Here is a 23,753-nt window from a genome sequence, read left to right as displayed (position 1 = left end):
TCCACCCAAAGGAGAAGCACCATGCACATACAAGTAATCACCGGTGACGGCAAGGAGGGGGAAACCAACCGCCTTCGGCATTTGAAAGAGCTGAAAGCCTGGTTTAACGAGTCCGGGAAAATTGTTCACGCTGAAGCCTACGACCCTGCCGGGCTGGTCGCAATCCTGGAGGTTCGTGCCGTAGGCGATAAAGAAATACTGGTGCTGGAGTGCAGCCGGGAACAGATCCAGGCAGTCCTGGAATGGCAATCCGCGACAGATGAAGTTGTCGAGTTTGAAAACCTGCTGCTGCACCTCGTGCGCAAGCAAAACCCAATCGGCGAAGGCCAGTAAGAAGATGGTGTCGAGGGGCTGCAACCCCTCGACACCGACCACCCAAAGGAGAAGCACCATGCAAGTGAATCAACCCCAAGGCGGCACTGTAGAGGCTACCACAACCCCACTCGCCGTCGGCGACAAGGTCAGTTATGTCGCAATGAGCGGTGGAGGTCGGGAATACCGTCTCAGAGCTCGTACAGGCGTGATCACAAGGATCGCTGGCAACGTCGCCACCTTGCGTACCTCAAACGGTCGTAGCACCACCCAACCACTCGACAAGCTGACGCCTGACGGTAAGCCCAACGCGCTGACACGCATGCTCATGGGAGGGCAGTGACCATGCTTAAGCGTGTTTTTAAGCATTTTCACTTCTGCTGCGGCCTCGGCGGCGGCGCCAAAGGGTTCAACAACGCCAAGCCCGTGGTGGGCAACATGCAGGCCGAGTGGCAGTGCATCGGTGGCATTGATGTTGACCCGGCCGGGTTGCGCGACTTCCAGCGGCTGTCTGGTGTTTCTGGCACGTTGATGGATCTGTTCACCCTCAGCATGTACACCGCGTTTCACGGCAAGCCACCATCGCCTGGTTGGGTTGAGGCTGGCCCCGACGATGTACGCAAGGCTGCCGGTTACGAGCGCCCAGATGCGGTGTTTATCTCCAGCCCCTGCAAAGGCGCCTCGGGCTTGCTATCCGAAACAATGAGCCTGACCCCGAAATACCAGGCCCTCAACGAACTGACGCTACGCTGCGTGTGGTTGATGTGTGAAGCCTGGAAGGATGACCCGGTATCGTTGATCGTTTTCGAGAACGTACCGCGCCTGGCCACCCGTGGCCGGCACCTGCTGGACCAGATCAACAAGCTGCTGAACCACTACGGTTATGCAGTTGCAGAAACCACGCACGATTGCGGTGTTATCGGTGGCCTGGCCCAGAGCCGTAAGCGTTTCTTGCTCGTGGCCAGGCACATCGAGAAGGTGCCGCCCTTCCTGTACGAGCCAGAGAAAAAGACGCTCAAGTCTGTTGGTTCGATCCTCGGCCGCATGCCAATGGCTGGTGATGTTGCCGCCGCAGGTCCAATGCATCGACTTCCGGCGCTGCAATGGAAAACGTGGGTTCGCCTCGCCCTTGTCGAGGCTGGCAAGGATTGGCGCTGCCTGAACGACTTAGCGATCGAGGACGGCTACCTGCGCGACCTGGTCATCGTTCCGCAATTCCGTGACGGCTTCCTGGGTATGCATGACTGGAACGAAACCGCCGGTACCGTCGCCGCACGTAGCGGCCCAACCAATGGCAAGTTCTCGGTAGCGGATCCACGGGCCAGGGCCGGCGCCCTGCAATACCAGCAGTACGGTGTCCGCCGTTGGGATGAGACGAGCGGTGCAGTGATCGGCGTCAAGTCACCCGGGCAAGGGACATTCAGCGTTGCTGACCCCCGCGACCCTGGCATTGGGCACGCCAAGTACAACGTGGCCCAGTGGGACGGCACCTCGCGCACGGTAATTTCTGGCAGCACCACCGGCCAGGGCGCTTTCGCTGTTCAAGACCCACGCCCAGGCATGAAGCGCACCAAGGGCGATGCCTACCTAACCGGCGGCCATTACGGGGTTGTGGGTTGGAGCGACCAGTGCGGCGCGGTTTCAGCCAGCGCCCGCCAGGACAATGGGCGCTGGTCTGTTGCAGATCCCCGCATGCCAGAAGCCAACGAGCGGCTGACCTGCGTTATCGAAAGCCTCGACGGCACATGGCACCGGCCATTCACCACGCTGGAGCTGGCCGCACTGCAAAGCCTGGTTGAGCCTGAGGAATGGTTTGAGCTGGAAGGACTGAGCGACCAGGCCTGGCGCGAGCGGATCGGGAACGCAGTTCCACCGGCCGCAGCCGAAGCAATCGCCCATGTGATGGGCACCACCTTGTTGCTGGCCCAGTCCGGAGAAACTTTCATGCTCAACAGCATGCCGGTTTGGGTGCAGCCGGTAGCGATTGCCCTGAGCGTGGCACAGCGGGAGGTAGCGCTATGAACGTCCTTCTCCTGCTGTACCTGTGCTCAGACGCAACCCGCACAGATTGCCAGGTGTTGCCGGCTCAACTCTGGCAGGGACCAGATGCATACGAACAATGCATCGGTGCAGTGCCAGGCCTGACCGAGGCCCTGACGGCGCCCAACCGTAATCGACACCGATTTGTGTGCGAGGTCCAGCCGGACAGCGAGCAAAGCGTTAGGCATCAAGCCAAGCCGGCGTTCATTCATCAATCGTTTCGGATGTGAGGGGATAGCAATGACACATAAATGCTACCGGCGTGACCCAGCTGTTAACGCCATCACCGACCTTGTGACTGATGAACAGATGCTGGTGACATTCCAGGGTACCAACTTCGGGCACAACGACTACCGTGGCCTATTGGCCCAGGGGTGCATTAAAGCACTGGCCGGCTGGCACCAGGGGCACACGCTTACCACAATTCTGCAAGAGCTTCGCCTGATCAACTGGAACAAGCAGTCGGGAAAAATCAAGGTTACCGCCAAAGGTCGCCACTACATTTGGCTTGCCTTCAAAGGCCGTCCGGGAGTTTAGCTATGAACACAGCCTTCATTCTTATGGCCCAATACGACGGCCAAGCGATTATCTCGCTGGAGTTGGTGTGTCGGGATTACTTCACACACCTGACACCGGACATGTTCCAGCGCAAGGTGATGAGTGGTCAGATCAAGCTGCCAATTACCCGCCTGGAGCCGAGTCAGAAGTCTGCCAAGGGCGTCCACATCACCGACCTGGCCGTCTACCTCGACCTACAGCGCGCCGCCGCGGTAAAAGAGCACAACCAACTCAACGGGTTAAAACCCGCCGTTTGAGCCACTTCATTGATGCGGCGCCCAGTTGGACGGGCGCCCTCAATATTTTCTCGTGCCATTCCCAGCCAACATATCGGTCACCCTTGCCACGCAGGTGGGTGTATCGCCGCATAGAGTTCCAATCCCGGTGCCCGGAAACACTCGCCACACGCGGGATATCCCAGTCCATTTCAAACAGGCGGCTCACACCTTCATGGCGAAGGTCATGAAAGTGAAGATCTGCAATTTCCAGGAATTTGCAGGCTTTCGCCCAGGACGTCGAGATTGATTCAGGGCTGTAGGGGAATATGTCGTCGCCAGCTTTTGGCATTGTCCGGAGGATCTGCCATGCCTCATCCGGCAGGAAACACCAAACATCGTTGCCAATCTTCTGGCCGGGATTCTTCATATCGCGCACCAGCACCCGTTGACCAGGCTCGTCGACATCCGCCCAGCGAATACGGGTTATTTCATCCAAGCGGCGTGTGGAGAACAGGGCAAACCCCACGACTTTCAACATATTGATGGCGGTCGGGCGCCTGGCCTGCATGGCTTGGTAGTGCATCAGCACCTTTCCCAACTCGTCCAAGGTCGGCCGGCGGTCACGCTCCCGGCTTTTCAGGTTGTAGCCCAGCTTGCGCAGCACACGCCTGGCGCCGCCCATGGCGAGCGGATCGACCTGATAGCCCCAGGCATCTTTGGCGATGGCCAGGACAGCGCCGAGGTGCGCCAAGTCGTTGCCAGCGGTTTGTGGCTGAACCCCGCCACCCTCTCGGCTCATTCGCCAGAGGGCGAAGTCGACCAGGCATTGGGTGGTAACGTCGGTATCGTTCAGTTTGCCGATATCCATCTTACCGATGGCTTCGAGCGTGAACTTCTTGGTTTTGCCCAACGGCCGGGCCTTTTCCACTTCCCGCAGGTACTGCTCGATCATTTCTTTGACGGTGACGCCCTGCCGGCTCGCCCGCTCGATAGCACCAGGCTGGTCCAGCTCCGATTCGCGCTTGCGCGTCCACGCCTGGGCTGCCTGTTTCCGGGCGAAGGTCTGGCTCTCTTGGTAGACTTGCACTCCGTCGCGCTTGATGCGGATCTGAGCCGTATAGCTCACAGTCCCATCCGCCAGTTTTCTTGCCCTGATAGTCGCCATATCGAAAGTGGTACGCGTCAGTTTTGAGGTGGTACATCGTACCACCGAGCCTTGAAAAACGCCTGAAAACGCCCTAAAACACGCCAAGAACACGTTGAGTAAAATGCTAGATAAACAGAGCTTTAGCCCAGCAGAATCAAGCCCCGCACTGTCTCGGCGCTTTAGCGTTGCACCTATGATGGATTGGACCGACCGCCACTGCCGCTTTTTCCTACGTCTCCTCTCCAAGCACGCCCTGCTCTACACCGAAATGGTCACCACCGGCGCCATCCTCCGCGGTGACCACGAACGTTTCCTGCGTCACAACGAGGCCGAGCACCCACTGGCGTTGCAACTGGGTGGCAGTGTTCCAGCCGATTTGGCTGCCTGTGCCCGCATGGCCGAGGATGCAGGCTACGACGAAGTGAACCTGAACGTCGGCTGCCCCAGCGACCGGGTGCAGAACAATATGATCGGCGCGTGCCTGATGGGGCACCCCGCTCTGGTGGCGGACTGTGTAAAGGCGATGCGTGATGCGGTGTCGATTCCGGTGACGGTCAAGCACCGTATCGGGATTAATGGCCGGGATAGTTATGCCCAGTTGTGTGATTTCGTCGGGCAGGTGAAAGACGCGGGTTGCACCAGTTTTACAGTGCATGCGCGGATTGCGATTCTGGAGGGGTTGTCGCCCAAGGAGAATCGGGACATTCCGCCGTTGCGTTATGACGTAGCGGCGCAATTGAAGCGGGATTTTGCCGAGTTGGAGATTATTCTCAATGGCGGGATCAAGACGCTGGAGCAATGCGAAGAGCATTTGCAGGTGTTTGATGGGGTAATGCTGGGGCGTGAGGCTTATCACAATCCGTATTTGCTGGCAGAAGTGGATCAGCGGCTGTTTGACAGTACGGCGCCGGTGATCAGTCGGGCCGAGGCGTTGGCGAAGTTGCGGCCTTATATCGCCGAGCACCTGGCCACTGGTGGGGCGATGCATCACATTACGCGGCATGTGTTGGGGTTGGGCACCGGATTTTCGGGGGCGCGCAGGTTTCGGCAGTTGTTGTCGGTGGATATTCATAAGGCCAGCGATCCGTTGGCTTTGTTGGATCAGGCTGGGGCGTTGCTGGAGGGCCACTGACGGAGCGGGTCAGTCGGTTGATTGGACGACTGGTCCAGCGCTATCGCGGGCCAGCCCCACATTTTGATCGCGGTGCAGGCGGAACCTGATGGCGATTCTGCCCTCCTATCTAGCAGCACGGCCGGTCATTCAAACGGCTGTTTTCAGGTTGTTGCCCTCGCAAACGATCGAACGCATTTGCACCCTTGAGCGGCTAGCAACCCTCGGGTAATGTCATCAGACCCATAGGACAGAGCACGCCCATGACTTCCAAGCTGGAACAACTCAAGCAATTCACCACTGTAGTTGCCGACACCGGCGATTTTGAAGCTATCGCTCGCGTCAAGCCACAGGATGCCACCACCAACCCTTCCCTTTTGCTCAAGGCTGCGTCAATTCCAGGCTACGCCAAGTTGCTGGATGCCTGCGTGCAGGATTGCAACGGTGATGTGGGCCTGGCCAGTGACCGCTTTGCGGTGGCTGTGGGCCAGGAGATCCTGAAAGTGGTGCCAGGACGCATTTCCACCGAGGTGGATGCGCGCCTGTCGTTCGACACTGACGCGGTACTCAAGCGTGCGCATCGTCTGATCGACCTGTACGAAAAGGCAGGTATTGGCCGCGACCGCGTGCTGATCAAGATCGCGTCCACCTGGGAAGGCATTCGTGCCGCCGAGCAACTGGAAAAGGAAGGCATCCAGACCAACCTGACCCTGTTGTTCTCCTTCGCCCAGGCCGTGGCCTGCGCGGAAGCCGGGGTGTTCCTGATTTCACCGTTTGTCGGTCGTATCTACGACTGGTACAAAAAGGCCAACGGCAACGACTACATCGGCGCCGATGATCCAGGCGTGCAGTCGGTCACCCGCATCTACAACTACTACAAGGCCAATGGCTACAAGACCGTGGTGATGGGCGCGAGCTTCCGCAACCTGAGCCAGATCGAGGAGTTGGCCGGTTGCGACCGCCTGACCATCAGCCCGGACTTACTGGAGAAGCTGGCGGCCGACAATGGCAAGCTCGAGCGCAAGTTGGCGCCAGGCCACGCCGGCGAACCTCGCGTGCATATGACCGAGGCGCAGTTCCGTTGGGAGTCCAACGAAGATGCGATGGCCACTGAGAAGCTGGCTGAGGGGATTCGTCAGTTTGCCCGGGATCAGGAGAAGCTGGAGGCGTTGTTGAGCGCCAAGCTGTAAAAAGCGAGCGCGGCAAAAAGGGCGGCATCTTTGGGATGCCGCCCTTTTTTGTACCCGCTCAATATGGGTGGTTGGGCTGGCGCTATCGCAGGCAAGCCAGCTCCTGCATTTTGACCTTGCTCAACAGTGAGATCAGTGACGCTCCAGGGCGTTGACCAGGTCGTGAAACGCCTCGCGGTTGGATTCGTTCAGGCCCATCAGGATCTTGTGCGCTTCCAGCACCTTGAGCCGCACCACTTCCTCGGACTGGTCCTGGGAAGGCAAGTCGGTCAGGCATTCCGGACAGGGGATCGGGCGATCGACGATGTTGAACACCTGGTCGAAACCCATCGACTGCAACAGCCGGGTGATGTCTTCGTGTGTGGTGACGACGGTCGGCAGCAGTCCAACCTTCTGCCGCGACAGAATGGACAACTTGGCCAACAGCCCAAGGGTTGTGCTATCGATGCTGCGGGTTTCGGTCAGATCGATCACGATCGCCGAGAAATTCAAGGCTGTGAAAATCCGCTCAATCGTTGCATCCAGCGCCGAACACAAGGTCAGGCGCACTTCACCGACAAACTTCAGGACGAAGGTCCCGTCTTGCTCGGCGAATTGGATTCTTCCGGTACTCATCAAAGATTCCTGCTCAACACCAATAGGGCGATATCATCCGGCATCTCCCCTAGCGTGGCCAATCCAAAAACCTGCCGCAGGCCATCCAGGCTGCCGCCCGCCGACCTTACCCGTTGGGGCAAGGCGGCTTCTTTCTCTTTGAGTGTAGGCTCTGGAAGAAGGTCCAGGATGCCATCGGACATCAGCGTCAGGCTGAAGGCCGGTGGCAGTTCCAGGATGTGATCTTCATAGGTGGCTTCGTTGAACAAACCCACCGGCAGACCACGCCCTTCCAGATAACGCACACTGTCTGGAGTGTATAAAACCGGCAATGGCAGATGACCGCCAATGCTGTAAGTCAAAAGACCCGTTTCTTCATCAATCACGCCGCCCACCATCGTCACGTGCTTGCCCAGCTTGCAGCTGATCAGGCCCCGGTTGATGTGGCCCAGCACTTGCGAGGGAGTGAACTCCGGCAAAGTGCCGTTGCGCTTGGATTCGAACAACAGCCGTGTGGTCATGAACTTCAACAACACAGTCACGAATGCAGAAGATGCGCCGTGCCCGGAGACGTCGGCCAGGTAGAACGCGACACGGCGCTCATCAACGCGAAAATAGTCGACAAAATCACCCGACAAATACAATGAAGGGATGATCTGGTGGGCAAACTGGAACTCGTCGATGCTCCAGGGGCTGACCGGCAGCATGTTCATCTGCACCTGGCGACCGGCGTTCTGGTCTTCCTGGAGCAGGTTGAGGCTGGCCTCGAGTTCACGGTTGGCGGTTTCGAGCTTTTCGCGGTAGCGCTGGTTTTCCAGCAGCAGGCGGGCACGGTCCAGTGCACGGCGCACCGAGTGTTCCAGGACGGCCAGGTCTTCCAGGGGCTTGATCAGGTAATCGGCGGCGCCCAGGCGCAAGGCTTCCACGGCGTCGTTCATCACTCCGGCACCCGACACGACAATGACCGGCGTCTGCGGGGCAAGCTCGGTCACCTGGCGGATCAGCTCAAGGCCGCCCATCTGGGGCATGCGCAGGTCGCAGATCACCAGGTCGGGCTGGTCGCGCTCGAACACCTGGAGACCCTGAAGACCATTGCCGGCCTGCAGGACGCTGAAGCCACTGTCTTCCAAATAGGCCGCGAGGCTCGCGCGCACTACTTCGTCGTCATCGATTATCAGCAGCGTGGCACTGGTTTTTTGCATGTGGGCAAACGGCGCCAGAATTAGGTTGGCGTAGGCAGTCAGGCAATGGCCCGGCTCGCACTACTGGATTCGCTTTCTAGCCTCTCTGTCCTACAAAACATGAGCTGTTGGCCCACGCACAAAGGTAAAGCAGAGTTGCCCTTCTAAGGCGCAGACGGTACTCCCATCCGCCAGGGGTTTCAAGCTCATGCCGATGGTCGCTGGGCGTCTTTACATCGCAAATCACCGGGAGTTATAAGAACAGGCAAAACCACAACGCAATGGAAGGATGAAAGCTATGAGCGCAAATGAATGTGACTACGCAGAAAAGCGCGATTTCATCCGCATGCGGGTGGAGGCGGACGTGTCGCTGATCCATGCCGGGCAAGAGATTGCCGGGGTCTGTCTGGACCTCTCCAGCTCTGGCATGCAGGTCCAGGCGCAGCATCCGTTCAACGTTGGCGACCAACTGAAGGTGCGCATCGACTCAGAACACGCCGCGCTCAAGGGCCTTGAGGCGGACACCGAGGTGGTCTGGGCCAGGAAAGAAGGCAACGACCAACACCTGGGCCTGAAAATCCTCACGATGTACTGAAATCAATGCACACAAAAAAGGCGGCCTCAAGGGCCGCCTTTTTCATTCAAGGTTTAACCTTAAAAGTCATCCACTACATTGCCGTCCTTGACCTTGAACTCGCGGTTCTGCAGGTAGGCATTGCGAATAAAGGTGTATTTGTCGCCGTTGATCAGCTTTTCAGCCGACAGCAGGCTGGCGCGGGTATCGATGATATCCAGGCCCATGGCGCTGTTGCGCGTAGGAATGTCGTTCATGTAGCGGTAGGGTTCGGTGTAGCTGTCGACATACTTGGACGGTGCATCACGCAGGGTGCTCGGGCCCAGCAGCGGCAGCATCACGTACGGACCGCTGCCCACGCCCCAGTAACCGAGGGTCTGGCCAAAGTCTTCATCGCTGCGCTGCAGCCCCATTTTGGTGCCGACATCAACCAAGCCCAGCACGCCAAACGTGGTGTTGACCAGCAAGCGCGCGGTATCGACACCGGCCTGATGCGGCTTGAGTTGCAGCACGTTGTTGGCCAGGTTGCCCACATCGCCGATATTGCGGAAGAAGTTGTGGATACCGTCTTCGACAAATTGCGGGGTGATGAACTGGTAGCCCTGGGCCAATGGCTTCAGTGCATAGGTATCAACGGTGTCGTTGAACGTGAAGATCGGGCGGTTGATGCTCTCCCACGGATCTTCTTCTGCAGCCTGGACGGCGAAAGGCACCAGCAGGACACTGGCACATACCGATAGTTGAGCAAGACACTGGCTCCAGCGCATAGCTTGAACTCCTTGAATGATCTGTCATGGGCGCTATGCCCTGAATAAGGCGGCAGTATATGACGGAAGTGTAGGATTAGGCAGCTTGACGGAATTGTCATTCAGAAAATGTACAAATTCCCTACAATCTCATCAGGTGTCATCTGCCTGTCACGGACCTCCGATAGCGTCACAGCTATTTTCAGGGACGTCGAAATGCCCCACCCCCAGATCGTTGCAGACAACGCCCCTTCCCTGACCGCCGTGTTGTTTGGGCTCAGTGGTTGCCTGGTGGACTTCGGTTCCACGGCCCACGCCAACACCGTCCCCGCAGCCGAAACCCTGGCCACCCCTGGTGCCCTGAATATCCTGCAATGGCTCAACACCCAAGGCACCCCCTGCGCCTGGCTGGATGAGTTGCCTTGCGCCGTCACCACGCCGTTGGCCGCAGCTCTGCCCGGCTGGGTGCATGGCTCTCGCCCTGCGACCGCCCCCTGGCCTGCGCCCCATGCCTGCTGGCAAGCGTTGATGGAGTTGAACATCGCACACCTGGATGGCTGCGTGTTGGTCAGTGGTGAGCCGCGGCTGCTGCAATCAGGGCTCAACGCTGGGCTCTGGACGATTGGCCTGGCGTCCTGCGGCTCCCTCTGCGGGCTCTCCCCTGGCCAATGGCAAGCGCTGGACGAACAGGCACGCGAACACAAGCGCGCCAAGGCCACCGTCGCGCTGTACGGGCTTGGCGTGCACTCGGTGATTGATCACCTGGGTGAACTGGGCACCTGCCTGGCGGACATCGGCCTGCGCCGGCTCAAAGGCGAGAAGCCCTGATCAAGATCATGCACAGTCGCCGCCAGTGGATTAATCTACAGGTCGTCCCGTAGACCTTTCTCGGCGTGCCGTGGTCTATGCCAGTGCCTATTGATAAAAGGAAGAACGCCATGCCTGCCCGCGAAAAACTGCAAGAACAGGTTTCCATCCTGCGCGAGCAATTGAACCAGGACCCGCCTCTGTCGCTGGAAAAACGCGAAGCGCTGGAAGCGTTGATTGCCAAGTTTGAAGTGCAACTGGAACTAGAACCTGCCACTCAGAACCCCAGCCTTGCCGACGGTGTCAACCTGGCTGTAGAACGCTTCGAGCTGGAGCATCCGGGCATAGCCGGGACATTGCGCAATATTGTGGTGACCCTGGGCAATATCGGGATCTAATCCGCATCCAGGCCAAACCCAGAACCAAAAAATGTGGGAGCGGGCTTGCTCGCGATAACGGAGTGCCAGTCACCGAAGATATTGACTGAAACACCGCTATCGCGAGCAAGCCCGCTCCCACATTTGTGTGGTGTAAAGCTTACTGGCGAGCCAGGCGCAGGTTCTGGAACTGCACAGCCTCGGTACTGCGATAGGGGTTGATATCCAACCCACCGCGACGCACATACCGCGCATACACCGTCAACTTCTGCGGCTTGAGCAACCGCTGCAGGTCGAGAAAGATCCGCTCCACGCACTGCTCATGAAAGTCCGAGTGCTGGCGGAAGCTCACCAGGTATGCCAACAGGCTCGCATGGTCCAGCGCCGCGCCACGGTATTCCACCGCCACGCTGCCCCAGTCCGGCTGGCTGGTCACCGGGCAGTTGGACTTGAGCAGGTGGCTGTGCACGCTCTCCTCCACCACACGGGAATCATCGCAACGCAGCAATTCCGGACGCGGATGCTCGTAGTTGCTGACACTGATATCCAGGTCATCGATGCACACCCCCGGCAGGTGCACCACGCCTTCGTCTTCCACCTCGGCCAGGCTGCGGATGCGCACACCCACGGGTTTGCCGGCCGCCGCGCTCAAGTCGGCACGCAAGGTCGCCTCAAGGTTGGACACATCGGCAAACGGCGTCTGGTTCAACGAGTTGAGGTAGAGCTTGAAGGACTTTGACTCGATGATGTTCGGCGAGTCAGCCGGGATGCTGAACTCACCGATAGCCACCACCGGCTTGCCAGACGGCAGCAGCCAGGACAGTTCAAAACAGTTCCAGAAATCCACGCCCTTGTAAGGCAGCGTCTGGGCGGTGAGGCCCAGCTCGGCCCATTTGGCGGCGCGAGGGATAGGGAACAGCAATGAAGGGGTGTAAGTGGAGATGTATTCACTGGACTTGCCCAGCGGCGAATGTTCGGCTGCGGGATGCATGGCGGAAACCTGGCTAAATAAACCCCGCCAGTCTACCAGCCTTTGCTCCCGGCCTTAACCCGCGCGTCAGGGGGCAACAGTCAGCTTGCCGACCATCCCCGCCTGGTAATGCCCGGGGAGGTTGCAAGCGAACTCCAGGGCCCCAGCCTTGCTGAAGGTCCAGGTCAATTGCGCGGTCTTGCCTGGCTCCACCAGCACGCTGTTGGGATCGTCATGCTTCATGCCACCCATATCACCATGGCCCATCGCCGCGTGATCCATCTGGCCCATGCCGGTGGAGGTCAACATGCCACTGGCTTGCATCTTGAGCATTTCTTTCTGGTGATCGGCATGCATGCTTGCGTCACCCAGGTTGAACTCATGCAGCAACTGCCCCTTGTTGACCAGCACAAAGCGCACCGTCTCACCGGCCTTTACATCAAGTGAGGTGGGTGCAAAGGAAATATCCTGCAGCACCACTTCCACCGTACGAGTGGCCTTGGTCGCCGGCGCCGCCTCGCCAAAGGCAAACGTGTGAGCGCCATCGGCCAGCGCCGGGACGCTCAACATCATCAAGCAACCTGCCAGCCACCCAGATTTACGCAAAAACATGTTTATCCTCCAAAGGTATAAGACCAGCCTGTGGGACACTCTAATAATGCACCGCTGCCAGTTCCCTGACTGCTAGATTACAACTTTGTCAGGTTGCGCCAGCCCACCGGCGCGCACGGTATAAAGCCCGCTGCTACCCCGTCATGAGTTGCCTATGAAACTGCTGATCGTCGAAGACCAACCCAAAACCGGCCAATACCTGCGCCAGGGCCTGGCCGAAGCCGGGTTCAATACCGAACTGGTGGCCGACGGCACCACCGGCCAGCACTTGGCGCTGACGGGTGACTACGACTTGCTGATTCTCGATGTGATGCTGCCGGGCCGCAGCGGCTGGCAGATCCTGCAGGCGGTGCGCAGTGCCGGCCTGGAAATCCCGGTGCTGTTCCTGACGGCACGGGATGCGGTGGAAGATCGGGTCCACGGCCTGGAGTTGGGCGCTGACGACTACCTGGTCAAGCCATTCGCGTTCTCCGAACTGCTGGCCCGGGTGCGCAGCCTGTTGCGCCGCGGCAGCAGCACACCCCAGGAAACCAACCTGCACCTGGCCGACCTGCGCCTGGACCTGATCCGGCGCCGCGTGGAGCGCAGCGGCCAGCGTATCGACCTCACCGCCAAGGAGTTCGCCCTGCTGGAAATGCTCCTGCGCCGCCAGGGCGAAGTGTTGCCCAAGTCGCTGATCGCCTCCCAGGTCTGGGACATGAATTTCGACAGCGACACCAATATCATCGAAGTGGCCATCCGCCGCCTGCGCTTGAAGATCGATGACGGCTTCCCCAACAAGCTGATCCACACCGTGCGCGGCATGGGCTATGTGCTGGAAGAGCGATTCAGTTGATGAAACGCCTCTCCCTGGCCAGCCGCCTGGCCCTGCTGTTTGCCGGCTGCACCGCCGTGGTCTCGCTGCTGGCAGGCGTATTGTTCAGCCAGGCCAGCGAAAAGCACTTCATCGAACTCGACCAGCAATTGCTCGACAGCAAGCTGCTGGCCCTGCGCAGTGCCCTGCAAGGCGCCGACACCCCGGCGCTGTTCGCCCAACGCGTGGCCGCACTGACAGACGAACTGAGCCATCAACCGGACCTGGCCGTGCGCGTCAACGCCGCCGACGGCCAGCGCTGGTTTGACAGCGCGCCGCGCATCCCCGTCGACCTGCCCACCGCGCCCGGCCTGCACAGCCTGCAAAGCGCCGGCACCAGCTACCGGGTGTACAACGCTGCGTTGAACCCCGCCCAGCCCGGTTCTGCGCAGTTGGTCCTGATGCTCGACATCACCCATCACCAGCACTTCCTGCAACGCATGCAACACCTGATCTGGCTGACAGTCGGCCTGTCCGCCCTGGCGACCGCGCTCCTTGGCGCCTGGGCCGCGCGCAGCGGGCTGCGGCCCCTGCGGCGAATGACCGAAGTGGCCAGCAATATCCGCGCTCACTCCCTGACCCAGCGCCTGCCCCAGGAACAGATGCCCGCCGAACTGGCGGAACTGGCCCAGGCCTTCAATGCGATGTTTGGCCGCCTCGATGATGCGTTCCAGCGGCTATCGGCGTTCTCTGCCGATATCGCCCACGAACTGCGCACACCGTTATCCAACCTGCTGACCCAGACCCAGGTGATCCTCACCCAACCCCGGCCGCTGGAAGACTACCGCGAAGCGCTGCACAGCAATCTGGAAGAGCTGCAATGGATGGCCCAACTGGTCAACGACATGCTGTACCTGGCCAAGGCCGACCACGGTTTGCTCAACCCCAAACGCGAACACCTGGCCCTGGCCGACGAGGTGGATGCCTTGCTGGAGTTCTTCGCGCCGTTGGCCGAGGACGCCCAGGTCAACCTGCTGCGCGACGGCAGCGCCAGTGCCGCCGGTGACCGCAGCATGCTGCGCCGGGCGTTTTCCAATCTGTTGGACAACGCCGTGCGCTTTACCCCGCCGGGTGGCGAAGTACGGGTGAGGATCAGCGAAAACGCCCAGGGCGTGACACTAAGTGTGGAAAACACCGGGACCGGGATTCCCCAAGGGCTGCTGCCCAAGCTGTTTGACCGGTTCTACCGCGCAGATCCGGCTCGGCATGAAGGCAGCAGTGAGCATGCGGGGCTGGGGTTGGCGATTACCCAGTCGATTGTGCGGGCGCATGGGGGGAGGATTTTCTGTGAATCACAACCGGGGTGGACGCGGTTTGTGATTGAGTTGCCACAGGGGGTTTGAGGCAAGCTGGGCGGGCCTCATCGCGGGCAAGCCCGCTCCCACATGTTGATTTGCGAACACCGTCAAATGTGGGAGCTGGCTTGCCTGCGATAGCGATCTCAAGACCTACGAATATCTCAGGGCATGCGCCGGCTCGATCTTCGCCGCCCGATACGCCGGGTAGATCGTCGCCAAAAAGCTCAACACAAACCCCGCGCTGCAAATCAGCAGCACATCGCCACCTTGCAGCTCCGATGGCAGGTTGCTGACGAAATACACGTCCGAACTGAAGATATGCTGCCCGGTCACACGCTCCATCCAGCCCACCAGCTCACTGACGTTGAGCGCGGCTATCACCCCCAGCACGCCGCCAATCAGAGTGCCGACAATACCGATCACCGTGCCCTGGACCATGAAGATCGCCATGATCTGCCGTGGCGTGGCGCCGATAGTGCGCAGGATCGCGATGTCCGCGCCCTTGTCGTTCACCACCATGATCAGCGTGGCGATGATATTGAAGGCCGCGACGGCGACGATCATCAGCAGCAACAGGCCGATCATGGTCTTTTCCATCTTCATCGCGCTGAACAGGCTGCCCTGGGTATGGGTCCAGTCATCGGCCTTGTAGGCCGCACCCAGCCCACTGGCGATGTCTGCCGAAACCTTGGGCGCCGCATACAGGTCCTTGACCGCCAGGCGCACGCTTTGCACCTGGTTGGGCTGCCAACGCAGCATCTGCGCGGCATCGGCGACGTGGATCAGGGCCATCGAGCCGTCCAGCTCGGCACCGACCTTGAACACACCGACCACATTCAAACGCTGCATACGCGGAGTAATGCCGCCGGGAGCCGTGCTGATTTCCGGGACGATCAATGTCAGCTTGTCACCCACATTCAGGCGGAAACGGCGTGCGGTGATTTCCCCGATCACCACGCCAAACTCACCCGGCTGCAGGTCTGCCAGGTTCCCCTGGACGATATGCTGGGTGACGATGGAGACCTTGCCTTCCTGCGCCGGGTCGATCCCGCTGATCTGGATCGGCTGCATCGAACCCTTGTAGGACAGCATGCCCTCCATCTCGGTGAACGGCACGGCGGCGGTCACTTCGGGGTTTTTCAGGGCGGCGGCGGCCACGGGCTGCCAGTCGCTGATCGGGTTTACGCCGACGATGGTGGCGTGCGGCACCATGCCCAGAATGCGTGAACTCATTTCCCGCTGGAAACCGTTCATCACCGACAACACCACGATCATCGCCAGCACGCCCAGGGCGAGGCCGATCATCGAGGTCATCGAAATAAACGAGACAAAACGGTTGCGGCGCTTGGCGCGGGTATAGCGCGCGCCGATAAAAATCGATAACGGTCTGAACATTCGCTTGCACCGCCTGAAAAAAAAGAAAACCCAGGCACAGGCGCCCGGGCTTGAAACAGGTCAGATGGCGACCAGATGACCTTCCTGCAGGTGCAACACGCGGTCCATCTGCCGGGCCATGCTCATGTCATGGGTCACCACCAGGAACGCGGTGCGCATCTGGGTGCTCAGCTCCAGCATCAAGTCCTTGATGCCCTGGGCGGTGTGGGAGTCGAGGTTGCCGGTCGGCTCGTCGAGCATCACCAGGCCTGGGTTGTTCACCAGGGCGCGGGCAATCGCCACACGCTGGCGCTCGCCACCGGACAACTCTGAAGGCTTGTGCTCCAGGCGATGGCCAAGGCCGACGCGCTCCAGTAACGCCGTGGCACGCTGGCGCGCCTGCGGGATCGCGGTCTTGCCGATCAAGAGCGGCATGCACACGTTTTCCAGGGCGGTGAACTCTGGCAGCAAATGGTGGAACTGGTACACAAAGCCCAGGGAGCGGTTGCGCAACTGGCCACGGGCCTTCTCGTTCAACGCCGAGAGCTCTTCACCGGCCAGCCACACGCTGCCGTGGGACGGCGTATCAAGGCCGCCCAACAGATTGAGCAAGGTACTTTTGCCGGAGCCGGAACTGCCGACGATCGCCACGCGCTCGCCGGGATGCAGTTCCAGTTGCAGGTTGGACAGCACCACTACCGATTCCGGGCCTTCCTCGTAGGATTTGCCCAGGTTGCGGCAGCTCAGGATTGCTTTTTCACTCATGCCCGATTCACTCATAGCGTAAAGCCTGCGCCGGCTGGGTACGTGCCGCGCGCCAGGCTGGATATAGGGTGGCAAGGAAACTCAGGACCAACGCGGCGCCGCCGACCATCAGCACATCCTGGCTCTGCACCTGGGATGGCAAATAGTCGATGAAGTAGACGTCGGCGTTGAGAAACTTGTGGCCGATCAGGGTTTCGACGCCGGCGATGGCGGCGCTGACGTTCAGCGCGGCAAAAATCCCCACCGCCGTACCGATCAAGGTGCCGACCACGCCAATCACCGTGCCCTGGACCATGAAAATCGCCATGATCTGCCCCGGCGTGGCGCCAAGGGTACGCAGGATGGCGATATCGCCCTTCTTGTCGTTCACCACCATCACCAGGGTGGAGATGATGTTGAACGCGGCCACGGCGACAATCAGCAGCAACAACAGGCCGATCATGGCTTTTTCCATGCGGATCGCCTGGTACAGATTGCCGTGGGTACGGGTCCAGTCGCGGGCGTAGTACTGGCTTTCACCCAGGTGCTGGGCAATTTCCCAAGCGCCGCGCGGCGCTTCGAACAAGTCGTTGAATTTCAGGCGCAGGCCCTGCACCTGGTCCGGCTTCCAGCGATGCAGGCGGGCCAGGTCGGTGAGGTTGGTCAGGCCGAGGAAGCCATCGATCTCGCCGGCGCCGACATGAAAGATGCCGACCACGGTAAAGCGCTTCATGCGCGGGAACATCCCGGCCGGGGTCACCGTGACCTCGGGGGCGACAAACGTCAGCTTGTCGCCGATAGCCACGCCCAGCTTGGCTGCCGCCCGGTCGCCAATCACGATGCCGAAGCTGCCAGGCGTAAGGGCATCGAGTTGGCCCTGCTGCATGAACTGGTCAATGATCGAGACCTTGCGCTCCTGCGCCGGGTCGATGGCATTGAGCAGGACTTTCTGCACCTTGCCGTCGTTGGTCAGCAGGCCCTGCATCTGGGTAAATGGCGCGACGGCCAGCACCTTGGGGTTCTGCTTGACCTTGTCGGCCAGGCCTTGCCAGTCACCCAGGGGCTCGCCGGACTCGATGGTCGCGTGGGGCACCATGCCCAGCACGCGGGTGCGCATCTCATGATCGAAGCCATTCATCACCGATAGCACCACGATCATCACGACAACGCCCAGGGCGAGTCCGATCATGGAGGTCAGGGAAATGAACGACACAAAATGATTGCGACGCTTTGCACGGGTATAACGCGTGCCGATAAATACGAAGAGAGGTCTGAACATGTCGGGGCTTGTTCGGAGGAAAAGAAGACGTCCCGGTGGCGGGGTCTGGTAAGCAGCTTTACACTCAGACCATTACCGTTACCTGGGGTTCGCCATGACGACATTAGATGAAGAAGATCGCCGCGAATACTACCGTATCGACGACATGATCGCACTCCAAATCAAAAGCCTGTCGGCCCCGCAAGCGGCGAGCAAGGAAGTGTTGCTGGATGATTCCCCGCTGTTCAACCTGCTCAGTGAACTGCACCTGAGCGAATTCGAGTCCCAGCACCTGCTGCGCCAGCTCGGCGAGCGCGACCGCACCCTCGCCGCCTTCCTCAAGGTGCAGAACAAACGCATGGACCTGCTCAGCCAAGTCATGGCGCAAAGCCTGCTGGGCGAAATCGGTGCGCCGCAGCCGGTGATCATTTCCGAAGGCGGTATCGACTTCCAGCACCCCACGGTGCTCGCGCCGGGCAGCCACCTGGCAGTCAAGCTGGTGCTGATGCCCCAGGCGCTGGGCCTGTTGTTACGGGCCAAGGTCACCCACTGCGATCCAAAGGGCGATGGTTTTGACGTGGGCACCGAATTCGAATCCATGACCGACGCCCAGCGCCAGTTGCTGGCGCGCTATATATTGCAAAAACAGGCCCAGGAACGGCGCCTGGCCCGGGAACAAAGCGACGGCCAAGACACCTGATTTGATATTTATCCAGCCATACACCTGGCGAAAAGGAGCAACTGTGACCCTGATTTATGGCCACCGCGGCGCTAAAGGCGAAGCACCGGAAAACACCCTGACCAGCTTCCAGCAATGCCTCAAGCACGGCGTGCGCCGTTGCGAGCTGGACTTGCACCTGTCCATGGACGGCGAGCTGATGGTAATCCACGACCCAACCCTCAAGCGTACCGCCGACCGGCGCGGCAAGGTGGTGGAATATGCCGCCGCCGACCTGGTGAGGATGGACGCGCGCAACGGCGGCCCGGGCTGGGTCAGCCCCTGCCCGATCCCGCGCCTGGAAGAGCTGTTCGAGAAGTGCGACTTCGATCACTGGCAACTGGAAGTCAAGAGCGCCTCGCGCACCCGCGCCGCGACCACTGTGCTGGCGATCCGCGAAATGGCCCAGCGCTTTGGCTTGCTGGACAAGGTCACCGTGACCTCAAGCTCGCGGGAAGTGTTGAAGGCTGCCCTGGAGTTGACGCCGGACCTGTCCCGTGGACTGGTGGCCGAATACGCCTGGCTCGACCCGCTGAAGGTCGCGCAGAACTATGGCTGTGAGATTTTGGCGTTGAACTGGACGTTGTGTACCCCTGAACGCCTGGCCAAGGCCCAGCGCCAGGGGCTGCACGTGTCCGTGTGGACAGTCAACGAACCCGCGCTGATGCGCAGGCTCGCCGACTTCGGCGTAGATAGCCTGATTACAGACTTTCCCGGTTTGGCCACTGCCACTCTCGGGAATTACTGAAATCGGTCTCCCCGGCCGGCTCAGGCCACCGGCCGGAGCCGCTCAAAAAAGCCGGTTGAGGCCGTCGTAGGCCGCTACCCGATAGGCTTCAGCCATGGTCGGGTAGTTGAACGTGGTGTTGACGAAATACTTCAGGGTATTTTGCTCGCCCGGCTGGTTCATGATCGCCTGGCCGATGTGCACGATCTCCGAGGCCTGGTAGCCGAAGCAGTGCACGCCGAGCACTTCCAACGTCTCGCGGTGGAACAGGATCTTCAGCATGCCTTGCGGCTCGCCGGCGATCTGCGCACGCGCCATGCTCTTGAAAAACGCCTTGCCCACTTCGTAAGGCACCTTGGCCTTGGTCAGCTCGTGCTCGTTCTTGCCGATGGAGCTGATCTCGGGAATGGTGTAGATCCCGGTCGGCACGTCGTTGACGTAACGCCAGCTGCCGTTGTCGACAATGCTGCCAGCGGCAGAACGGCCCTGGTCGTGGGCGGCACTGGCCAGGCTCGGCCAGCCGATCACATCGCCGGCACCATAGATATTGGTGACGCAGGTGCGGTAGTTCTCATCCACCTCGATCTGGCCACGGCTATTGACCTTGACCCCGATGTTTTCCATGCCCAGCTTGTCGGTGTTGCCGGTACGGCCGTTGCACCAGAGCAAGGCGTCGGCCTTGATCTTCTTGCCGGACTTGAGGTGCAGGATCACTCCGTTGTCCAGGCCTTCAACGCGATCGTATTCCTCGTTGTGGCGCACGGTGATGTTGTTGTTGCTGAAGTGGTAGCTCAACGCCTGGGAGATTTCCGAGTCGAGGAAGCTCAGCAACTGGTCACGGTTGTCCACCAACTCCACCAGTACACCCAGGCCACTGAAGATCGAGGCGTATTCACAGCCGATCACGCCGGCGCCGTAGATGATCAGTTTGCGTGGGGTGTGGCCCAGGCTAAGGATGGTGTCGCTATCGTAGATACGCGGGTGGTGGAAATCGATATCGGCCGGGCGATACGGGCGCGAGCCAGTGGCGATGATGATGTGCTTGGCCACCAGTTTTTCGACCACGCCATTGGCGCAGACCACTTCGACGGTTTGCTCGTCGGCGAAGCTGCCGGTGCCGAAGAACAGGTCGACACGGTTACGGGCGTAGTAGCCGGTACGCGAGGCGACTTGCTTGGAAATGACTTTCTCGGCGCTTTTCAGCACATCCGGGAACGAGAACCAGCGCGGCTCACCAATGGCCCGGAACATCGGGTTGGTGTTGAACTGCATGATCTGGCGCACCGAGTGACGCAAGGCCTTGGACGGGATGGTGCCCAGGTGGGTGCAGTTACCGCCGACCTGACGACGGCTATCGACCATCGCCACCTTGCGTCCTGCTTTGGCGGCATTCATCGCCGCACCTTCTCCAGCTGGGCCAGAACCCAGTACCACCACGTCGTAGTTGTAGACAGCCATGCGTACTCCTCAGAACAGGCCAGGGCGCACGGTTGGGCGCCTGGCTAAATCATGCCGCGGCCAGCGGTCATGAAGGATCAAATAGGCTCAGGTGTGTGAGCCGGGGCACAGTCTATATAAGGCTCAACGCCGCGCACATTAACCCTTGGTCGCGTCGTAGGCCAGTTTTGCCTTTACTACACAGTATTGATTACGGCTTGACCGCCGTCAGTTGTTCGAACGCTTTGTTGCTGCGTGTGACGAAAGCATCCCCCTCTCGCATCACAAAAAACGCCGCGATCTGGTGTTTTTCTGCATAGTCCCAGCCTTCTTCAGGCCCCAGCACCAGCAGCAACGTCGACAAGCCATCGGCCATCAACGCCGAAGCCTCCAGCACCGTGACCGACGCCAGGTGATGGGTGATCGGCGCACCGGTTCGCGCATCGAGGGTGTGGGAATAGCGGCGACCATCCTGCTGGAAATAATTGCGATAGTCACCTGAAGTAGACACGCCAAAGCCGTCCACTGCGATAACGCGCTCAGCGACCTGCTGGTCATCGCGGGGCTCCTCCAGGGCCACACGCCAGGGCGTACCGTCAGGTTTGCGCCCGGCGGCCTTGAGCTCGCCGGTCACTTCGACCAGGTACCGCTCAATGCCCAACTGATCAAGCCGCTCGGCAATCCGGTCCACCGTGTAGCCGGCGGCGATGCTGTTGAAGTCCACCTGTACCGCCGCATCCTTGCACAACTGGCCAGCGTCGATACGCAGGTGTTGATGGCCGACCCGCTGGCGCGCCAGGGCCAGCGCCATGGGCTCCGGGACTTTTACCTGGCGCGCCTGGGGGCCAAAACCCCACAGGTTCAGCAGCGGCTCGACCGTCAGGTCAAAAGCGCCGCCACTGGCCTGGGACAGTTGCTCGCCTGTGCGCACCAACCGCAGGATCGATTCGGGCATCGCCTGACAGCGGTTGTCCGGCAAGTCGTTGAAACGCTCGATATCGGAATCGCTACGATAGGTCGACATCTGCCGGTCGACCTCGGCAAGGATGCGCTCGACTTGCGGCTGTACAGCACTGGCCGCCGGCGTACCGGGGGTGCGGACGTACTTGATCGAATAAGTGCTGCCCATGGTCGGGCCGCCAAAAACCTCCACGGGCTCACCCTTACCGCAGCCCGCCAGGATCGCCAGTGCAGCGCCCACCACTACGTATCGCAAACCGCCCATAAGCCACACAACCTTCTCGCTGCTGAAAACCAAAATGATGCCGCACTCAAGCATATTTCCCGGGCGAGCCATTATGCGGCATGTCGTCGCCTGCTCAGGACCACTTGCGGCAAATAGCCAGCGTGCTAACGGTTTTTGTTGCTCGGCAACACGGATACACATATGGTTACAAAACTCTTTGGCGCCACCGCGCGCCCAGATTCTGCAGCACGGACGAACAACAACCAGGGATTTCCAACAAGATAGCCAGTTGAGTAAATGACATGTCCAGCACCACGGGCAAAGGCAAGGCGATCTTTCGCGTTGTCAGCGGTAACTTCCTCGAAATGTTCGACTTCATGGTCTACGGCTTCTACGCCACGGCCATCGCCAAGACCTTCTTCCCTGCCGACAGCGCCTTTGCCTCCCTGATGTTGTCCCTGGCGACCTTCGGTGCCGGGTTCCTGATGCGCCCGCTGGGGGCGATTTTTCTCGGTGCCTACATCGACCGCCATGGCCGTAAAAAAGGCCTGGTGATCACCCTGGCCATGATGGCCGCCGGTACGGTGTTGATCGCCTGCGTGCCCGGCTACGCCACGCTCGGGGTGGCCGCGCCGCTGATCGTGCTGCTTGGCCGGTTGCTGCAAGGCTTCTCCGCGGGTGTCGAGCTGGGCGGGGTTTCGGTGTACCTGGCAGAAATCGCCACGCCGGGGCGCAAGGGCTTCTTCGTCAGTTGGCAGTCCGCCAGCCAGCAAGCCGCCGTGGTCTTCGCCGGCCTGCTGGGCGTAGGCCTGAACCATTGGCTAAGCCCCGAGGAAATGGGCGAATGGGGCTGGCGCGTGCCGTTCCTGATCGGCTGCCTGATCGTGCCGGTGATCTTCGTGATTCGCCGCTCCCTGGAAGAAACGCCTGAGTTCCAGGCGCGCAAACACCGCCCTACCCTGCAGGAAATCATCCGTTCCATTGGTCAGAACTTTGGCATCGTCGTGGCAGGCATGGCGCTGGTGGTGATGACCACCGTGTCGTTCTACCTGATCACTGCCTACACACCGACCTTTGGCAAAGCCGAGTTGCACCTGTCGGACCTGGATGCGCTATTGGTCACCGTGTGCGTGGGCATTTCCAACTTTATCTGGCTGCCGGTGATGGGCGCCGTGTCCGACAAGATCGGCCGCAAACCCTTACTGCTCGGCGCGACGATTCTGGCGATTCTCACGGCATACCCGGCGTTGTCGTGGCTGGTGGTCAATCCGAGTTTCAGCCACCTGCTGATCGTGCTGTTGTGGCTGTCCTTCCTGTATGGCTCGTATAACGGCGCCATGGTCGTTGCACTGACCGAAATCATGCCGGTGGAAGTCCGCACCACCGGCTTCTCCCTGGCCTACAGCCTGGCGACCGCAACCTTTGGCGGCTTTACCCCGGCCGCCTGCACTTACCTGATCCATGTGCTGGATAACAAGGCAGCGCCGGGGATCTGGCTCAGTGGGGCGGCGGTGCTGGGGTTGATTGCGACCCTAGTGCTGTTCAAGGGGAATCGGCATGAACTGAGCACTGCACAGGCTTCGGTAGTCGGTGGGGCCTGATAGATCGCTATCGCGGGCAAGCCCTAATGCCAGTCAGTTAAGCGCAGATCCCCTGTGGGAGCGGGCTTGCTCGCGAAAGCAGTGGGTCAGTCAACATCCATGTTTGCTGGGCCGACGTCT

At 60.2% G+C, this 23,753-nt stretch carries 26 protein-coding genes; 15 read left to right on the top strand and 11 right to left on the bottom strand.

Annotated features, from left to right (window positions below; translation table 11 throughout):
- Positions 1 to 21 precede the first annotated feature (21 nt).
- From ACO77H_RS08005 to ACO77H_RS07985, 5 genes are all read left to right on the top strand, one after another.
- Positions 22 to 333: a hypothetical protein gene (locus ACO77H_RS08005; RefSeq protein WP_432755245.1), complete on the top strand. Its 312-nt coding sequence runs from the start codon at positions 22 to 24 to the stop codon at positions 331 to 333.
- 58 nt (positions 334 to 391) lie between these two features.
- Positions 392 to 655: a hypothetical protein gene (locus tag ACO77H_RS08000; protein ID WP_432755244.1), complete on the top strand. Its 264-nt coding sequence runs from the start codon at positions 392 to 394 to the stop codon at positions 653 to 655.
- A 2-nt stretch (positions 656 to 657) separates the two neighbouring features.
- The gene (locus ACO77H_RS07995) at positions 658 to 2,334 is read left to right on the top strand and encodes a DNA cytosine methyltransferase (RefSeq protein WP_432755243.1); all 1,677 of its coding nucleotides are present in this window, start codon (positions 658 to 660) and stop codon (positions 2,332 to 2,334) included.
- Between the two features lie 258 nt (positions 2,335 to 2,592).
- Positions 2,593 to 2,889, top strand: coding sequence for a hypothetical protein (locus ACO77H_RS07990; protein ID WP_432755242.1), 297 nt, complete (start codon positions 2,593 to 2,595; stop codon positions 2,887 to 2,889).
- A gap of 2 nt (positions 2,890 to 2,891) precedes the next feature.
- A complete protein-coding gene (locus ACO77H_RS07985; RefSeq protein WP_096143616.1) occupies positions 2,892 to 3,167 on the top strand; it encodes a pyocin activator PrtN family protein in 276 nt (91 codons plus the stop codon).
- On the opposite strand, the gene ACO77H_RS07980 is transcribed toward ACO77H_RS07985, so the two are convergent.
- Complete coding sequence (locus tag ACO77H_RS07980; protein WP_432755241.1) at positions 3,142 to 4,293, bottom strand: tyrosine-type recombinase/integrase; 1,152 nt, start codon at positions 4,291 to 4,293, stop codon at positions 3,142 to 3,144. The genes ACO77H_RS07985 and ACO77H_RS07980 overlap by 26 nt on opposite strands.
- A gap of 103 nt (positions 4,294 to 4,396) precedes the next feature.
- On the opposite strand from ACO77H_RS07980, the gene dusA reads away from it, so the two are divergent.
- Entirely contained in the window at positions 4,397 to 5,407 is a 1,011-nt protein-coding gene (dusA, locus tag ACO77H_RS07975) for a tRNA dihydrouridine(20/20a) synthase DusA (RefSeq protein WP_432755240.1), read from the top strand.
- Positions 5,408 to 5,649: 242 nt separating this feature from the next.
- Positions 5,650 to 6,576, top strand: coding sequence for a transaldolase (tal, locus tag ACO77H_RS07970; protein WP_169954162.1), 927 nt, complete (start codon positions 5,650 to 5,652; stop codon positions 6,574 to 6,576).
- A 132-nt stretch (positions 6,577 to 6,708) separates the two neighbouring features.
- Here the strand turns inward: tal and rssC are convergent, their stop codons facing one another.
- Positions 6,709 to 7,191: an anti-sigma factor antagonist RssC gene (gene rssC / locus ACO77H_RS07965; RefSeq protein ID WP_029293846.1), complete on the bottom strand. Its 483-nt coding sequence runs from the start codon at positions 7,189 to 7,191 to the stop codon at positions 6,709 to 6,711.
- On the bottom strand, positions 7,191 to 8,372 hold the full coding sequence (gene rssB / locus ACO77H_RS07960; RefSeq protein WP_032863287.1) for a two-component system response regulator RssB: 1,182 nt from the start codon (positions 8,370 to 8,372) through the stop codon (positions 7,191 to 7,193). Before rssB ends, rssC begins: the two co-directional genes overlap by 1 nt.
- A gap of 277 nt (positions 8,373 to 8,649) precedes the next feature.
- Here rssB and ACO77H_RS07955 point away from each other — a divergent pair, with 277 nt between their 5' ends.
- On the top strand, positions 8,650 to 8,946 hold the full coding sequence (locus ACO77H_RS07955; protein WP_432755239.1) for a PilZ domain-containing protein: 297 nt from the start codon (positions 8,650 to 8,652) through the stop codon (positions 8,944 to 8,946).
- A 59-nt stretch (positions 8,947 to 9,005) separates the two neighbouring features.
- On the opposite strand, the gene ACO77H_RS07950 is transcribed toward ACO77H_RS07955, so the two are convergent.
- Positions 9,006 to 9,692 (bottom strand): MlaA family lipoprotein, encoded by a 687-nt coding sequence (locus ACO77H_RS07950; protein WP_432755238.1) that lies wholly within the window; start codon positions 9,690 to 9,692, stop codon positions 9,006 to 9,008.
- Positions 9,693 to 9,887: 195 nt separating this feature from the next.
- Here ACO77H_RS07950 and ACO77H_RS07945 point away from each other — a divergent pair, with 195 nt between their 5' ends.
- Positions 9,888 to 10,499 carry an HAD family phosphatase gene (locus ACO77H_RS07945; protein ID WP_432755237.1) on the top strand — a complete coding sequence of 204 codons (612 nt, stop codon included), beginning with the start codon at positions 9,888 to 9,890 and terminating at the stop codon, positions 10,497 to 10,499.
- 110 nt (positions 10,500 to 10,609) lie between these two features.
- On the top strand, positions 10,610 to 10,876 hold the full coding sequence (locus ACO77H_RS07940; protein ID WP_076961288.1) for a DUF4404 family protein: 267 nt from the start codon (positions 10,610 to 10,612) through the stop codon (positions 10,874 to 10,876).
- A 139-nt stretch (positions 10,877 to 11,015) separates the two neighbouring features.
- On the opposite strand, the gene queF is transcribed toward ACO77H_RS07940, so the two are convergent.
- Both queF and ACO77H_RS07930 read right to left on the bottom strand, forming a co-directional pair.
- Positions 11,016 to 11,846, bottom strand: a complete 831-nt coding sequence (gene queF / locus ACO77H_RS07935) for an NADPH-dependent 7-cyano-7-deazaguanine reductase QueF (RefSeq protein WP_432755236.1) — start codon at positions 11,844 to 11,846, stop codon at positions 11,016 to 11,018.
- A 66-nt stretch (positions 11,847 to 11,912) separates the two neighbouring features.
- Entirely contained in the window at positions 11,913 to 12,437 is a 525-nt protein-coding gene (locus tag ACO77H_RS07930) for a copper-resistant cuproprotein CopI (protein ID WP_172313154.1), read from the bottom strand.
- A gap of 154 nt (positions 12,438 to 12,591) precedes the next feature.
- Here ACO77H_RS07930 and ACO77H_RS07925 point away from each other — a divergent pair, with 154 nt between their 5' ends.
- Together ACO77H_RS07925 and ACO77H_RS07920 are read left to right on the top strand one after the other, a co-directional pair.
- Positions 12,592 to 13,272: a heavy metal response regulator transcription factor gene (locus ACO77H_RS07925; protein WP_169954168.1), complete on the top strand. Its 681-nt coding sequence runs from the start codon at positions 12,592 to 12,594 to the stop codon at positions 13,270 to 13,272.
- Positions 13,272 to 14,633, top strand: coding sequence for a heavy metal sensor histidine kinase (locus tag ACO77H_RS07920; protein ID WP_432755235.1), 1,362 nt, complete (start codon positions 13,272 to 13,274; stop codon positions 14,631 to 14,633). The genes ACO77H_RS07925 and ACO77H_RS07920 overlap by 1 nt, the downstream gene beginning before the upstream one ends.
- A gap of 105 nt (positions 14,634 to 14,738) precedes the next feature.
- On the opposite strand, the gene ACO77H_RS07915 is transcribed toward ACO77H_RS07920, so the two are convergent.
- Genes ACO77H_RS07915 through ACO77H_RS07905 form a run of 3 tightly spaced genes read right to left on the bottom strand, consistent with a single transcriptional unit; the run spans position 14,739 to position 17,985 of the window.
- Positions 14,739 to 15,983, bottom strand: coding sequence for a lipoprotein-releasing ABC transporter permease subunit (locus ACO77H_RS07915; protein ID WP_169954170.1), 1,245 nt, complete (start codon positions 15,981 to 15,983; stop codon positions 14,739 to 14,741).
- A gap of 60 nt (positions 15,984 to 16,043) precedes the next feature.
- Positions 16,044 to 16,727, bottom strand: a complete 684-nt coding sequence (gene lolD / locus ACO77H_RS07910) for a lipoprotein-releasing ABC transporter ATP-binding protein LolD (RefSeq protein ID WP_169954171.1) — start codon at positions 16,725 to 16,727, stop codon at positions 16,044 to 16,046.
- A gap of 7 nt (positions 16,728 to 16,734) precedes the next feature.
- Entirely contained in the window at positions 16,735 to 17,985 is a 1,251-nt protein-coding gene (locus ACO77H_RS07905; protein WP_169954172.1) for a lipoprotein-releasing ABC transporter permease subunit, read from the bottom strand.
- A 94-nt stretch (positions 17,986 to 18,079) separates the two neighbouring features.
- Between ACO77H_RS07905 and ACO77H_RS07900 the strand changes: the two genes are divergently transcribed.
- Complete coding sequence (locus ACO77H_RS07900; protein WP_170043346.1) at positions 18,080 to 18,664, top strand: PilZ domain-containing protein; 585 nt, start codon at positions 18,080 to 18,082, stop codon at positions 18,662 to 18,664.
- A 43-nt stretch (positions 18,665 to 18,707) separates the two neighbouring features.
- Complete coding sequence (locus ACO77H_RS07895; protein WP_432755234.1) at positions 18,708 to 19,430, top strand: glycerophosphodiester phosphodiesterase; 723 nt, start codon at positions 18,708 to 18,710, stop codon at positions 19,428 to 19,430.
- 42 nt (positions 19,431 to 19,472) lie between these two features.
- Here ACO77H_RS07895 and sthA read toward each other — a convergent pair whose 3' ends face one another.
- Together sthA and ACO77H_RS07885 are read right to left on the bottom strand one after the other, a co-directional pair.
- Positions 19,473 to 20,867, bottom strand: a complete 1,395-nt coding sequence (gene sthA, locus ACO77H_RS07890) for a Si-specific NAD(P)(+) transhydrogenase (RefSeq protein WP_024074093.1) — start codon at positions 20,865 to 20,867, stop codon at positions 19,473 to 19,475.
- Positions 20,868 to 21,057: 190 nt separating this feature from the next.
- The gene (locus ACO77H_RS07885) at positions 21,058 to 22,071 is read right to left on the bottom strand and encodes an FAD:protein FMN transferase (protein WP_432755233.1); all 1,014 of its coding nucleotides are present in this window, start codon (positions 22,069 to 22,071) and stop codon (positions 21,058 to 21,060) included.
- A gap of 263 nt (positions 22,072 to 22,334) precedes the next feature.
- Between ACO77H_RS07885 and ACO77H_RS07880 the strand changes: the two genes are divergently transcribed.
- The gene (locus ACO77H_RS07880; protein WP_432755232.1) at positions 22,335 to 23,633 is read left to right on the top strand and encodes an MFS transporter; all 1,299 of its coding nucleotides are present in this window, start codon (positions 22,335 to 22,337) and stop codon (positions 23,631 to 23,633) included.
- Positions 23,634 to 23,753: the final 120 nt, after the last annotated feature.

Source organism: Pseudomonas sp. WMBT8, from assembly GCF_050916005.1.
In the GTDB taxonomy this organism is placed as follows: domain Bacteria; phylum Pseudomonadota; class Gammaproteobacteria; order Pseudomonadales; family Pseudomonadaceae; genus Aquipseudomonas.
Note: the sequence above shows the minus strand (reverse complement) of the source record. Positions and strands in the feature narration are given on the sequence as shown.